Annotated in this window: 12 protein-coding genes and 1 pseudogene; 6 read left to right on the top strand and 7 right to left on the bottom strand. The window is 53.6% G+C overall.

Going from position 1 to position 12,824, the window contains the following annotated elements:
• The gene (locus IHN22_RS04890; protein WP_191433840.1) at positions 1-1,206 is read left to right on the top strand and encodes a hypothetical protein; all 1,206 of its coding nucleotides are present in this window, start codon (positions 1-3) and stop codon (positions 1,204-1,206) included.
• Positions 1,207-1,300: 94 nt separating this feature from the next.
• Here the strand turns inward: IHN22_RS04890 and IHN22_RS04885 are convergent.
• From IHN22_RS04885 to IHN22_RS04865, 5 genes and pseudogenes are all read right to left on the bottom strand, one after another.
• Positions 1,301-1,873 (bottom strand): annotated as a pseudogene (locus IHN22_RS04885) (polysaccharide deacetylase family protein); the annotation flags it as partial.
• Positions 1,874-1,947: 74 nt separating this feature from the next.
• Positions 1,948-3,249 (bottom strand): ATP-binding protein, encoded by a 1,302-nt coding sequence (locus IHN22_RS04880; protein ID WP_300985510.1) that lies wholly within the window; start codon positions 3,247-3,249, stop codon positions 1,948-1,950.
• 120 nt (positions 3,250-3,369) lie between these two features.
• Positions 3,370-4,911 carry a recombinase family protein gene (locus tag IHN22_RS04875; protein WP_191433836.1) on the bottom strand — a complete coding sequence of 514 codons (1,542 nt, stop codon included), beginning with the start codon at positions 4,909-4,911 and terminating at the stop codon, positions 3,370-3,372.
• A 210-nt stretch (positions 4,912-5,121) separates the two neighbouring features.
• Positions 5,122-6,783, bottom strand: coding sequence for a DNA primase family protein (locus IHN22_RS04870; RefSeq protein ID WP_191433835.1), 1,662 nt, complete (start codon positions 6,781-6,783; stop codon positions 5,122-5,124).
• On the bottom strand, positions 6,767-7,288 hold the full coding sequence (locus IHN22_RS04865) for a hypothetical protein (protein WP_191433833.1): 522 nt from the start codon (positions 7,286-7,288) through the stop codon (positions 6,767-6,769). The genes IHN22_RS04870 and IHN22_RS04865 overlap by 17 nt, the downstream gene beginning before the upstream one ends.
• An 80-nt stretch (positions 7,289-7,368) precedes the next feature.
• Here IHN22_RS04865 and IHN22_RS04860 point away from each other — a divergent pair, with 80 nt between their 5' ends.
• Entirely contained in the window at positions 7,369-8,421 is a 1,053-nt protein-coding gene (locus tag IHN22_RS04860) for a hypothetical protein (RefSeq protein WP_191433831.1), read from the top strand.
• 137 nt (positions 8,422-8,558) lie between these two features.
• Here IHN22_RS04860 and IHN22_RS04855 read toward each other — a convergent pair whose 3' ends face one another.
• Complete coding sequence (locus IHN22_RS04855) at positions 8,559-8,768, bottom strand: helix-turn-helix domain-containing protein (protein WP_191433829.1); 210 nt, start codon at positions 8,766-8,768, stop codon at positions 8,559-8,561.
• A gap of 363 nt (positions 8,769-9,131) precedes the next feature.
• Here IHN22_RS04855 and IHN22_RS04850 point away from each other — a divergent pair, with 363 nt between their 5' ends.
• The 3 genes from IHN22_RS04850 to IHN22_RS04840 all read left to right on the top strand — a co-directional run bounded on the left by IHN22_RS04850 (position 9,132) and on the right by IHN22_RS04840 (position 11,905).
• A complete protein-coding gene (locus IHN22_RS04850) occupies positions 9,132-10,247 on the top strand; it encodes an amidoligase family protein (RefSeq protein WP_191433827.1) in 1,116 nt (371 codons plus the stop codon).
• Positions 10,247-11,176: a class II glutamine amidotransferase gene (locus IHN22_RS04845; protein ID WP_191433826.1), complete on the top strand. Its 930-nt coding sequence runs from the start codon at positions 10,247-10,249 to the stop codon at positions 11,174-11,176. The genes IHN22_RS04850 and IHN22_RS04845 overlap by 1 nt, the downstream gene beginning before the upstream one ends.
• 135 nt (positions 11,177-11,311) lie before the next feature.
• A complete protein-coding gene (locus IHN22_RS04840) occupies positions 11,312-11,905 on the top strand; it encodes a recombinase family protein (RefSeq protein WP_191433824.1) in 594 nt (197 codons plus the stop codon).
• 29 nt (positions 11,906-11,934) lie between these two features.
• On the opposite strand, the gene IHN22_RS04835 is transcribed toward IHN22_RS04840, so the two are convergent.
• Positions 11,935-12,270, bottom strand: a complete 336-nt coding sequence (locus tag IHN22_RS04835; protein WP_130869746.1) for a helix-turn-helix domain-containing protein — start codon at positions 12,268-12,270, stop codon at positions 11,935-11,937.
• Positions 12,271-12,434: 164 nt separating this feature from the next.
• Between IHN22_RS04835 and IHN22_RS04830 the strand changes: the two genes are divergently transcribed.
• A partial coding sequence (locus IHN22_RS04830; protein WP_191433822.1) for a hypothetical protein occupies positions 12,435-12,824 on the top strand: 390 nt, incomplete at its 3' end.

The raw sequence follows: 12,824 nt of genomic DNA, 5'->3' as shown, positions 1-12,824 counted from the left end.
GTGCTGGCGCTGGAGGAGCGGGACGGCATCCGGCTCCACACCCTGGCCCCCATTGGACTTCTCTTCCCCTGCCTTGCCGGGGAACTGCCCGACCCCACCGTCTTTTCCCAGACCTGGCAGGCTGTCACCGCCGGGTCGGGGACCGCCGGGGCGGCAGGCGCCACCGCCGCCGCGGCAGCCGGGACCCAGACAGCCGGAGGCACAACGGCGGCGGCCGCGGCAGCAGGCGGAAAGGCCGCGGCGGGGACCGCCGTCAAGTCGGCTGCGTCCGGGGCCTTCAAACTCAAGCTGGTTGCCGGGCTGGCGGCGGGCGGCCTACTAGTGGGCGGCGTAGGACTGGCCCTCCATGAGCCCACCCTCACCTTCATTGACCCCGTCTTTGAGCAGAAGAATATCCGCATTATCATCGACAAGCCGGAGGGCCCCATCCACCCCAGCGATGTGGAATTTATCCACTTCCTCCATGTAACAGAAGAAGGTATTTCCGAAAGCTGGGACCCTACCGCTGATGGGCCTGTGGTGGAGGACGGCGCGTTGCTGGATACGTTTGAAGCATCTTCCCAGTTCCAGTGGCTCAGTTTTGATGATCTTGGAAACAGTTCTCCCTCTGTGGACCATGTGGACTTTTTAAATCAGATGCCCAATCTGACGTATTTGGATATAGAAGTGGCTCCAGGCACAGACTTGACCCTTCTGGAGCAAAAGGAATCTCTGGTTTTTCTGAACCTCTACACTCAGGGCAATATGACTCTGGACATCTCCCAGCTGAAGCACCTGGAAGAGATCAGCGTGGTCAGCATCGATGGGACCGCCCTTCTGGAGGTCAACAACACGCTGCCCAGCCTAAGATTGTTGGAGTTCCATGATTATGACGGCGATGGCGTAGCATTCTCCCCCTCCCTGGACACCATTACCAATCTGCCCAATCTGGAATATCTGTCTATGGATACCGCCGGCGCAGATCTGACCCCGCTCAGCACCCTTTCCAAGCTGCGGGCCATCTCTCTGGACGGCGTGTCCCGCCCCCTGGACCTGACGCCTTTGACACAATGCCCCAACCTTGAGGCATATAAATTGTACGGAAGAGGTCCTGACGAGGGACTTGTGATTCCGCCTGAACTCAAGGCTGAGAACGCCGCCGGTCAGACCGCCCAGGATATCCAGTTTGAAATTTCATCAGACATTATGGACCGGTCTTTGACGTAATAGCTCTCCCACAGTTTATAAACAGGGGAGCTTGCTGCATATTGCAGCAAGCTCCCCTGTTTTCTGTCTCCCATACGTTCCGCCCATCCGCCGCTCAGCTCTGGCAGGGCTGCTGCCGGCCGGTGTGGTCGATGGTATAGTCTGTGCCGCACGTTCCCGGCAGGATGATCTGGGAGATGGGCACAAAGGTGTACCCCTCCTGAAGCAGGGACTGGATGATCCCGGGCAGGGCCTCTGGCGTGTGGATGGCTGCATTGTGGAAGAGCACGATGGACCCGGGGCACACCCTGCTCACCACCCGCTGGGTGATCTCGTCCGCCGGGATCTCCTTCCAGTCCAGGCTGTCTACATCCCACTGGATGGGCTCCATACCCATGGAGCGGATGGCGGCAATCACATGGTCGTCATACTCCCCGTAGGGACAGCGGATCAGGGTAGGCCGTACGCCGGTGATGGCCTCGATCTTGTCGTTGCAGGCCGACACGTCGGCAATGATCTCCTCGGTGGACAGGCTGTTGTAGTGGGCGTGGGTGTTGGAGTGGTTCATGATCTCATGACCAGCATCATGGAGCGCCTTCACCGACTCGGGGTATTTGTCCACCCAGTCCCCCACCACAAAAAAGGTGGCCTTGATCTGGTACTGGCCCAGAATATCAATGAGCTGCTGGGTGTCCTCATTTCCCCAGGGTGATGTAAAATAGCGGTCCTTGGGGCTCTAGGGCTCCAGGGGCCGCTATTGGCTCAGATGCAGAAGCAGGCGTAGAGGGGGACCGATCTCAGCCCATTCTCCCGGCCAAAATTTTTGGTGGAAAGCCGAAGGGACTGCTCCGGCCGGAACGTCTTTTGGTAGACCTCCAGGCTCTTGGCCTTGGTGTGTTCCCCGGCCTTTACCTCAATGGGGAGGATGGCCCCCTCCCTTTGAATCAAAAAGTCGATCTCATACCCGCCCCGGTCCGCCGTCCAATAGTAGCTGGTATAGCCGCTGGCGGTGAGCTGGGTACACACATAGTTCTCCGTCATGCCGCCCTTGAAGTCGTCCAGCTCATGAGTGGGGTACAGAATATCCTCCGGTACGATTTCTTTTTTGGCGCACAGCAGGCCCACATCGGAAACATAGGTCTTGAAGGCATCGATATCCCGGTAGTTCTCCAGCGGCTTTTTGACCTGCTCCACCCGGTAGATACGCTTGACGATCCCGGAGAGGACCAGCCATTCGATGGCGTTTTCAAACTCCGAGGCCCGCCCGCCCTTCTTCACCAGCTTGTACTGGAAGCGCGTGTTCTTTTTGGAGAGCTGGACCGTGATGTTATCGTAGACCAGCCGGGTCTTCTTGGTCTCGTTCTCCTTGTTATACTTGCTCATGTCGTTGAGATAGGCGGACAGAAGGGTGTCTTGAATGTGCCGGACCAGAACATAGTCCCGGGTCTCAATAAACTTGCTGACACAGTCTGGCATACCGCCCACCAGCAGGTACTGCCGGTAGTAATTCAGCGCCGCCTCGTGGAGCACCGCGGGCATGGGGGTATCGCGGGCAAAACAGTCCCGAATCTGTCCCACCAGCTCCCCTTCGCCGCAGGCCAGCAGGAATTCCTCCATGTCCATAGGATACAGGGTTTTCATGTCCACCTTTCCCACCGGGAAGGAGAATTTCTGCCGGTTGACCGCCACCCCCAGCAGACTGCCGCAGGCAATCACATGGTAGGCGGGGGCCAGCTCACAAAAATATTTCAGGCTGGTTAGGGCCCGCTCGCACAGCTGCACTTCGTCGAAAATCACCAGTGTCTTTTCCGTCACGATGCTCTGTCCCGCCAGACGGGAGAGCAGGGGGATCAGATAGGCGGGCTCCAGGCTTTCGTCAAAGGCACCGGCCAGACTGGGGTTGGTCTCAAAATTGAAGTAGGCCACATTCTCGTAGTGAGCCTTTCCAAACTCCAGAAGGGCATAGGTTTTGCCCACCTGCCGGGCCCCCTGCAAAATCAGCGGACGGCGGTAGGGACTCTTTTTCCATTCCAGAAGATAGCGGGTCATTTTCCGGTACATCATCACACCTCCGCTGTAAAATTCAATAGAATTATAGCATAATTTAATGCAAAAAAACAAGTCGAATTTTACATCATATGTCAAAATCAGAGGGCGTTCCGCACCTGCTGCGCAGAACGCCCTCTATCCGGTCAAGAGTCCAAGCTCATTGGAAAAAGTATAAGTAATCTCGATGTGCCCATCTTCAAAGATCAAAATCTTCCTTATTGTTTCCGCCACTGTGACGCGGTCCAGACTGGTCAGCTTCCCATGCTGGAGCAGGGACTGGACCCACGGATGGAGCAGCAAGGCCTCCTCCTGCGGCGCTTCCAGCTGCTGAAGCTGGGCGGACAGCTCCCGCTCCTGCCGCTCATAGTCCGCCTGATAGCGCTGGAAATCCTCCTTGCGGATCAGTCCGTCCCGGTAATCCTCATAGGCGGATTTCTTCAGTCGGTAGAGTCGCTCCAATCCCCCCTCCAGACGCTCCCGTTCCCCCGCTCGCCCCTTGGGGGGCTGCCACTCCGCCTCTTCCGCCAATGCCTGCAGGTCTTGTACCGACGCAATGATCTGGTTCAGGTCATTCAGAACGATTTGTTCCAGAACCGCATGGGAGATGCTGTGTTTGGTACATACTGTGGGTCCGTACCGTTTATAGGAACCGCAGCTATAGTAAATTCCGCCTGCGCTCCTGGTCTTTACCATGGCCCGCCCGCAGTCTCCGCAGCGGAGGAACCCGGCGAAGGGGCTCCGGTTCTGCTCGAAGTCCAGCTGCCGGGTCCGTCTGTGAAGCAGGGTCTGGACCCGCTCCCACTGTTCCGCCCCAATGATGGCCTCGTGGGTATCCGGGATCACGGTCCAGGCCGAGCGGTCCAGCTGGACAGCCTTTCCATGCATGGTGGGGCGGAAATTCCGGCCCTGTTCCATATTCCCCGCATACATCTGATTTTGCAGGATACGGTGGATGGTGGCGTAGGTCCAATAGATGGTCCGGTCCATTTTTCGGCCGTTGTGGTAGCGCTCCCCCAGGATCCGCTTGTACTCGCTGGGGCTGGGGATACCTTCGGCGTTGAGCTGTTTGGCAATCCTGACCTTGCCCCACCCCTGCTCAAAGAGATCAAAAATCCGCCGCACCACCTGGGCTGCGGCGGAATCAACGACCAAATGGTTATGATTGGCCGGGTCTTTTTGGTAGCCGTAACTGGGGAAAGCCCCGATAAACTCTCCCCTCTGCTGCTTGGTATGAATGGCGGAGCGGACCTTGTCCGAAATGTCCCTGGCATACTGGGTGTTGAAGATATTTTTCATGGGCAGGAGCATATCATATCGCCCCTGCTGGCTGTCCACGTGGTCATTGACGGCGATAAACCGCACACCCTGGGCAGGGAAGACCCGCTCCAGGTAGCGGCCCATCTCGATGTAGTCGCGGCCGAACCGGGACAGGTCCTTGACCAGAACACAGTTGATCTTCCCTGCTTCGATGTCCCCCTCCATTCTGCGGAAGGCGGGGCGGTCAAAGTTGGTGCCGGTGTAGCCGTCATCCTGGTAAAAGTCCACCAGATTCAGCTCCGGGTGGGCCTCGATGTACTGCTCCAGCAGCTTGCGCTGGTTGGCGATGCTGTCGCTCTCCGCCTTGTCGCCGTCCTCCCGGGACAGGCGCAGATAGCCTGCCGTGTTCCACCTCTCCATGACCGTCCCACCTCCTCTCATGTGGCATTATGTGAAGTTATGGTTTGTGGGCCTGGATCAGCGCTCTCAGCAGGGACTCCGGGCCTTTATTGCCGTCAAAGTGACGGGTCACCTGCCAAGATGAACGAGTAGCAGATTTTGTCGTTTGGATGGTCATGAAATCACCTCATTTATTCCATATTCTGTAAAAATAATATGTGGTCGGGGGGACTAACATACCTGATGAGGGCGCGCCTGGTACTCTGGTAAGACCCGAATACCCTGGTACCCTCTGGAACCGCATCCGTTCACCCGCTTTACAGGTCTGACCGAAAGATGTTCCCTGCGGATCCAGTCGTTGAGCTGCCTGGAAAAATCAATTTCTGACATCGGCGGGCGCCCTTTCAAGAATAAGAAGTGGCAGAAGGCGCAGAAAAGATCGCCTGTCTCAGTCTCGCACTCGCTCTGAAGCTCACAGCAGTGGTCCACAAACTCCCCCAGAAGCAATATCTTGTCACTCCCAATCTGAGGCGCGTATTCTTCAGGAACCTGAACACATGTGACCTGGAAGTTTCTGCCCATCAGCGCTTGAAACGCACAGATAGCTTGTCCTATAATGTAAGGGGCTTCTGCAAAAAAATCCCGAAACAGTTCCTGTTTCATTTTTTCAACTGGGCAGGGATTTGTAAAGGGGATAATCACCATACGGTTCAGAAGTGCTTCGTCCAGCGCATTTCCATGAAGCGGATAGTTTCCTGCAAAAAACAGGATGGGCTTTTTTCGCATGAGACCGGGGGACTTATATTTTTCCTCGATCTTAACAGTATCATCGCCCACCATCTGCTTGATAATCCCGGCTGCGTCCTTGGGAAGGGGCTTGTCCGGCAAGTCCAGACAGGAAGCCAGGCGCTTCCCCTGCATACTGCCGGTAGTCCACTGATCGGAAAAATCGTGCATTCCTCGGACAGAGACTACATTTTCCTCTCCGACCAGCTTCTCCAGAAATTTGCCGATTTGAGACTTTCCTGTGTTACTAGGCCCCAGCAGCACATAGAAGCGTTTCAGATTGGCTTCTGAAAGGACTAGAGCAATCAATTCCAGAATTTGTTGGCGGATCTCCGGGTCGCCGTTGCTGACCTGCCGGATAAATGACTCGAAAGCGATTCCTTGCTCCGGACTGTTCCGAATTTGTTGATAAGAGAATCTTACCACACGGAAAAAACCATCGTCTGGGTTATGCCGATACAGCACGCCCGTTCCCAGGTCAAGCGTACCATCGAGAAAATTGATTGTGTAGGGAGGCGGTTCGATCTCTTCCTCCTGCTGAATTTCAGGACTCTCACTCACCATTTTTATTAACTTCCGATAATCACTGTTTGTCAGGCTATCTGCAAGGTCAGCCTCTTGTAGCGTTGCCTTAAACAGTACTGCCGCCTGATGGTCACACAGTTTTTTCCAACACATCCCATCGAACTGGCACAGACTATCCTGGTAGTACATCAATATCAGCGTCTGGAGCAGGAACTGTTCCAGACGGACCAGGTCCCGGCTCACCTGACGTTTCCCTAGTCCAACACTGATGTCCGGCTTTTGTATCCCGCATATGCCTATCGGAAATGGCTTCTCTGGCCACTTCCGGTCAAATTGGCAGGGCTCAGAGATCCTCCGTGTGGTTTTTAATGCGGATACATCCAGCAGTTCCTCAGGGCATCGCAGCGCAAGACTCATTTGCATGTCCCGAACAGCACTGCAGTCCAAACCGCAGTCGTCCTGATCGTTCCAGGACGACTGCGGAAATACCAGAGCGGGCGCTACAGACCGGGACTCTTCCGGGCAGTCAAAATCGTCTTCACTCCAAAATTTGGAAGCTATAGAATTAAATTTGAGCTTCATCCATCGTCTCCTGATGCCAGGCTGGCCGCAGGCATTGGGCAGACAGTCTCCAATGTTCTGCGAGAATTGGGGATTTGTCTATCTGCAATGACCCGACTGTACTGGACTTCTCCCAATCAAAGACGCCATGCATGGTGGCTGGATGGCAGCTAAGGCGTCCCTCTGCAATGAGCCAGAGTTGTCCTGAAAAACAGTCACAAACGGAGGACAAAATGGCTGTATCCTGCTGATCCAGGAGAACAAGGCGAGCACTTGCCGGCTTGTCCGGATCGGTACTCAGGCCCAGCTTCCACCCCATTGTGTCTGCATTTGCCTCAAAAACTTCGCCGTCATCCCGCTGTAAGCTCATTTCGAAGCGCGCCAGCGGCAGGTAGCGGCGCATATAAATGAGGCACAGCTGGTGGGTATTAGGGTTCCGCATGACGGCATAAACGTCTGGCTGCCCGGCGTTAATTGCGTCAATGATCTCCCTCGCCCGGTAGTCCCTGGTGTTTACGTTTTTCATCTTGATTTTCTCCTTTCTGGCAGGGCCTCCTGCCATTAGAATCATACCAGAGTCTGCCGGGTGAGGTCTGATTCACAAAAATGAATTTGGAGGTGTTTCCAATTTCTGAGAAATTACAAGATAGCTCCTTTGCGTCTGCCGCTTTGTATCATCAGGCAGTGGAACAAATTGGCCGTTATTGGAGAAGTCTTCTCCATGAAGATTCCACCATTGATTGTGAAGAGGCCTACGGCGTGGAAAACCGTAGGCCTGCATGGTTTGGAGATCTGAAGTCATGGCTAAAACCTCTTTACGCTTGCAAAATACAAAGCGGGTCAGGTACAAAAAACACAGAGGCACAGCAGAAATATCAACGTCAATTTAGTCTCCCCAGTGCTGTTAACACCGATCTAGCCATGATTTCTATTGAATTAGATACCATGCTCCCTAAGGATAATCCGTTGGTCGCAGCGATGCTTCCAATCTTGATTTACAGCTATTTTTTGAATCGTAAAAAACAGGGGGAAGCACAATTCGATGCCGATGGCTACCCCATTGACGAGGTATCTCTGCAAGGCACTGCCAAATTGTTTGTTGACCTAAAAACGAATGCATGGCAAGACTATACCTTACCACACAGCGGAAAAGATCCTCTCCTGAATCGAGCAAAAAAATTATTTAATCTTAAAAATTGGCGTTGCGAATATTCAAAGCTCACTTTGAATTCATTGCAGAATGAGCAGAAACAGGGCCAAATTCGCATGATATTTGGGAAAATTCTGTTGTTTAGTGCATTAACCTATCATTTGCAGGATGTGTGCAATGTAACTATGACGATGGATGCCTTTGAGGATTTAACAGGCCTTTTGTCGCTTATTGCAAAAAAACTTCCTATCTATAATACGGGAAAAAGCAAAGGTCCATTTCGCCGTAATCTTGATCCCTGTAAGCAAGAATTGCTCGTGCTTATCGAGCAATTCCAAATAGAGCATTTACAGAGATATGATAAAATACCTCCGTATGTCATCTTTTTGTATCTATTAAGAAGCGAATTGTGGTATTCTGAGCACGAGGATGAAGACCGAGAGCCAACAGAAGATGAAATGAAAATGATCACAAAAGATTTCCCAGACCAAATCTATTTACTCATCTGACACTCTCGCGAAATTTTCATTTTGGGCAGATGGACAGATTAAATTTGAACTTTGCCGAAGAAACGGTATCGGAATCACCCTATACCGCTTCTTCGCTTTTATTTTACTGCTTTGATCTGCCCATCTGTCCAGAACGATCATAATCCGGTCAGCTCCAAGATCGCATCTTTTGTAATCCTCCAGCTTCGTCCGACCCGAAATCCTCTCAGCTTTCCAGCGTCCAGCAAACGGTAGATGGTGTTTTTCCCCACGCCTAAAACGTCCATAGCCTCCTGCGCTGTCAATACCACGGGCAGCCGCTCCAGCAGTTCATTTTCCCGCCAGTCCAGATACGCTTCCTCTCGCATGATAAAAAGCCTCCCATTGATTATTTAGCACCCTGTTTGGTTTTTCTGTCCCCCTCAAACAAATATCATTTCCATAGAATACCGGGAACCGCTGAGGCCTGCGCCTCATCTGCGGTTCCCGGTATTTTTGATTTTATAGGAAAAGGAGGTAGGACGCCATGCTGAAAGCGCTTTTATCTGTGATTCGCGCTGTCATTGTGGAGTTGGTAAATCATCTGTTTCAGCGGGTTTACGCCACCATGGGGTGACCATGGACCATCGCCAGGAGCTCCGGGAGAAGTTTCTCGGAGTCCTCCTGGCGGCTGCGGCGGCGCTGCTGTGCGCGGCCATCGACTATTTTGTGAAACAGGAGGAAAACGAACCATGAGAGACGAAGTTTTTACTTGCGAGATCTGCGGCCGCGCATATTCCAGCGGCCAGAGGCAAATTTTTGGCGACCAGGAGCTGTGCTCTGACTGCTTCCAGCAGGAAACCCTGCTCTGCTCGGTTTGCGGAGCCCGTATCTGGGCGGACGAAAATGCCGGCAGCGATGGCACTCCGCTCTGCCAGCGGTGTTACGAGCAGGAATACACCAACTGTATCCGCTGCGGAGCTTTACTCCACAATGACAGCGCCTATTACTCCAGAGACGATGAAGATGACGAGGAGCCCTTGTGCTATGACTGCTATGCCAGAAACGTCCGGCAGAGCGCCATACAAGACTACTCCTACAAGCCGGAGCCAATTTTTTACGGGAACGGGCGCCGGTATTTGGGTGTGGAGCTAGAGATCGACGGAGCCGGAGAATCCTCTGAAAACGCCAAAACGATTTTGTCCCTGGCGAATGCCAGGAAAGAGTTGATTTACTGCAAGCATGACGGCTCTTTGGACGAAGGCTTTGAAATTGTTACGCACCCCATGACTCTGGAATTCCATCAGAAGGAGATGCCCTGGGAGGCAGTCATGCGCGAGGCGGTCACAATGGGCTATCGGAGTCACCAGTGCGGAACATGCGGCCTTCACGTCCATGTGAGCCGGGCAGCCTTCGGCTCTACTCACCGGGAGCAAGAGGCCGGCATTGCCCGGGTCCTGTACTTCTTTGAGAAACACTGGGAGGAACTGCTGAAATTCAGTCGGCGCACTCCGCGCCAGTTGGAACGCTGGGCTGCCCGCTATGGTCTGAAAGATCATCCTATGGACATTCTGGACCACGCGAAGAAAGGGTACGGAGGGGGCCGATATTCCTGCGTGAACCTCAAAAATAGCGATACGATTGAATTCCGTATGTTTCGCGGGACACTGAAATACAACACACTGCTCGCCACATTGCAGCTCGTTGACCGAGTCTGTGATGTGGCAATTTATTTGTCCGACGACGAGTTGAAAGCTCTGTCCTGGACCAGTTTTGTCTCTGGCTGCCAGGCACCGGAGCTGGTGCAGTACCTGAAGGAGCGGCGGCTCTATGTCAATGACCCCGTTTCCGGAGAGGAGGAGCTGTAATGTGCTGCTTGTTTGGAGTCATCGACTACGGCCACTCTCTGACCCAAAAGCAGAGAAACCACATACTCACGGTCTTATCTGTCTCCTGTGAGGCCAGAGGGACAGATGCCACAGGAATCGCTTACCACAGTCATGGCAAGCTCTGTATCTACAAGCGCCCCCTTCCGGCCCATCAGATGCGCTTCCATGTCCCCGCAGATGTGTGGACCATTATGGGCCATACGCGGCTGACGACCCAGGGAAGTGAGCAAAGAAACTACAATAACCACCCGTTCCGGGGAACCGTATCCGATGGGATGTTCGCCCTGGCTCACAACGGCGTGATTCGGAACGATAAGCTGCTGCGCAGGAAACTGGGACTGCCCGCAGCGAAAATCGAGACGGACAGCTATATCGGGGTACAGCTGCTGGAGCAGGCCCATACGCTGAGCTTTGAGAGCCTGCGCCGTATGGCGGAACAGCTGGAGGGCTCGTTTACCTTTACCGTCCTCAGCGGAGCGGATGATCTTTACCTTGTCAAGGGCGACAATCCCATGTGTCTGTATCACTTCCCAAACAGGGGTCTTTTCCTCTACGCTTCAACTGAGGAGATTCTGCGGCGGGCGATTGGCCGCTTGCGATTCCGGCTGGGGGAGGCCACCGAGATCGCAACACGATGCGGGGATATCTTACGGATCACCGCTGCGGGTCAGCTCACAAGGGGCCAATTCAACAGCTCCAAGCTGCTCTCAGCCTGGTTCGATCCACATTGGCGGCGTTTCCGCACTCCGTGGGAGTCACGCCCTGCGAAGGCTGCCCCCGGCTATTTGGACGAGCTGAAATCGGTGGCCTATGCCTTCGGCTATGCTCCAGAGGAAATCGATATGCTGGCGGCAGAAGGGTTTTCTCCGGAAGAGCTGGAAGAATTCCTGTATTGCGGGGAGCTTTGATGCCGGGTCCCGGTCCGCAAAAGGGCCGTCGGAATTTCCTGGACGAAATCAGGCGAGAAATACGTTCTTTTGGGACGCTGGCAGATCGATTTCGGATGTTCAGTCTAACAACTGTTTTCCTGGACACTCCTGGAGGTGGTAAACACGAACTTCGGATATGCCCGATGCAGCACAAATGAGAGCAGACAGGACATTGACCGCCAGGTGCGGGAGCTGAAAGCTGCCGGGGCGGAGAAGGTCTACCTGGAGTACGAGCATGGAGACAGTGCCGTCAAGCAGGTCCAGCAGCGTATGTTTGAGCTGGCGCAGGAGGGGGATACCATTATCACGCTGGAGGTCTCCCGCCTGGCCCGGAGCACAAAACAGCTCTGTGAGATCATTGACTTGATAAAAGGCAAGTCCCTCTGTCTGATTATCGTAGGCAGTATTACGATGGACTGTCGGAAAGGCCATGCGGACCCTATGACGGAGGCGTTTCTCCAGATGGCAGGGGTATTCGGCCAGTTGGAGCTGGCCATGATCCGGGCCCGTGTGCGCTCAGGCATGGCAAACGCGAAGGCGAAAGGCAAATGGATCGGCAGGCCCCGGATCACCCCTGACACCATCCCGGCCATCTTCTACCGGCATTATCCGTCCTACCAGTCCGGCCAGCTCAATATCAGCGAATTTGCCCGTGTCTGCGATGTGAGCCGTACTACGATCTATAAATATCTCAGTATGGTGCGTTGAGCGGTGATATAGCAAAAAAGATTCGCCCGTCACTTGGGCGAATCTTTTTTGCTGTTCATAGCCAGAAGAAAGGTCTTCAGAAGCTGTTCGGCGTAACCGCGTTCTACCGTGGAACAGCTCTTCAGCAGGAGCTCCAGAGGCTCAGAACTGTTATGCTCCGATGTTCCAAATAAAATATGGTCCGTGGATAACCGCAAAATGTGAGCGATTTTGCAGAGGGTGGGAACAGACATTCCTTTGGCTCCGAGCTCAATATCGGAGCAGAACTTGGGCGTGACCTCCAGCAGCTCGGCAAACTGTTCTCTGGTATAGCCCAGATATTCCCGCTGCCTGCGAATTCTGCCGCCAATCTCTGCCCATTCCATGCGATACCCTCCCCCGTTTTCCTTCAGTTTACCCTTGAGAGTTATATTTATAAATAAACTTATAGGGTTGAAAACAGAGAACTCACAGGGTATAATTGAGGCGGAAAATGATTCAGGAATTGGAAGATTTGATTTAATCGTAACAGACGAAGGAGAGACATCATATGACAGACCGGGAAATCATCCAGCAGGTAAAAGCGGTCAAAGAAAAAGAGAATGCGCTGGTCGATGCACAGATCGCCGCCGGAGAAAAGATGGAATGGGTTGAAAAGAAGTACGAGGCGGGAAAGTTCAGCCTGGTCGGAACGCTGCTGATATCGTTTTTTGCCGCCTGCGTCATAGGTGGCATTGCAGCACTTCTGCTTAACACCAGCAGTATCCTGGCCCTCGTTATACCGTTTGTCATCGTTGCCGCATTATGTATTTCCGGGCAGCGGTCCGCAAAAAAGGAATTCACCACAGAGATCGCGCCCCAGATTCCCGGGATCAAGCAGGCCTATGATGAAGCAGTTCAAGCATTGAAGCGCTATCAGGAATCCAAAGAATACACCGAC

The organism is Flavonifractor sp. An112 (genome assembly GCF_904377885.1).
Taxonomy (GTDB): Bacteria; Bacillota; Clostridia; order Oscillospirales; family Oscillospiraceae; genus Flavonifractor; species Flavonifractor avicola.
The sequence above is the reverse complement of the archived record's forward strand: the minus strand, read 5'-3'. Positions and strand labels throughout refer to the sequence as shown.

What these genes read in the sequence shown, in the direction of transcription:
- IHN22_RS04880 (WP_300985510.1), bottom strand. Translation starts at nt 3,249, where the DNA reads ATGATGTACCGGAAAATGACCCGCTATCTTCTGGAATGGAAAAAGAGT.
- IHN22_RS04870 (WP_191433835.1), bottom strand. Translation starts at nt 6,783, where the DNA reads ATGAAGCTCAAATTTAATTCTATAGCTTCCAAATTTTGGAGTGAAGAC.
- IHN22_RS04860 (WP_191433831.1), top strand. Translation starts at nt 7,369, where the DNA reads ATGAATTTGGAGGTGTTTCCAATTTCTGAGAAATTACAAGATAGCTCC.
- IHN22_RS04855 (WP_191433829.1), bottom strand. Translation starts at nt 8,768, where the DNA reads ATGCGAGAGGAAGCGTATCTGGACTGGCGGGAAAATGAACTGCTGGAG.
- IHN22_RS04850 (WP_191433827.1), top strand. Translation starts at nt 9,132, where the DNA reads ATGAGAGACGAAGTTTTTACTTGCGAGATCTGCGGCCGCGCATATTCC.
- IHN22_RS04875 (WP_191433836.1), bottom strand. Translation starts at nt 4,911, where the DNA reads ATGGAGAGGTGGAACACGGCAGGCTATCTGCGCCTGTCCCGGGAGGAC.
- IHN22_RS04845 (WP_191433826.1), top strand. Translation starts at nt 10,247, where the DNA reads ATGTGCTGCTTGTTTGGAGTCATCGACTACGGCCACTCTCTGACCCAA.
- IHN22_RS04865 (WP_191433833.1), bottom strand. Translation starts at nt 7,288, where the DNA reads ATGAAAAACGTAAACACCAGGGACTACCGGGCGAGGGAGATCATTGAC.
- IHN22_RS04835 (WP_130869746.1), bottom strand. Translation starts at nt 12,270, where the DNA reads ATGGAATGGGCAGAGATTGGCGGCAGAATTCGCAGGCAGCGGGAATAT.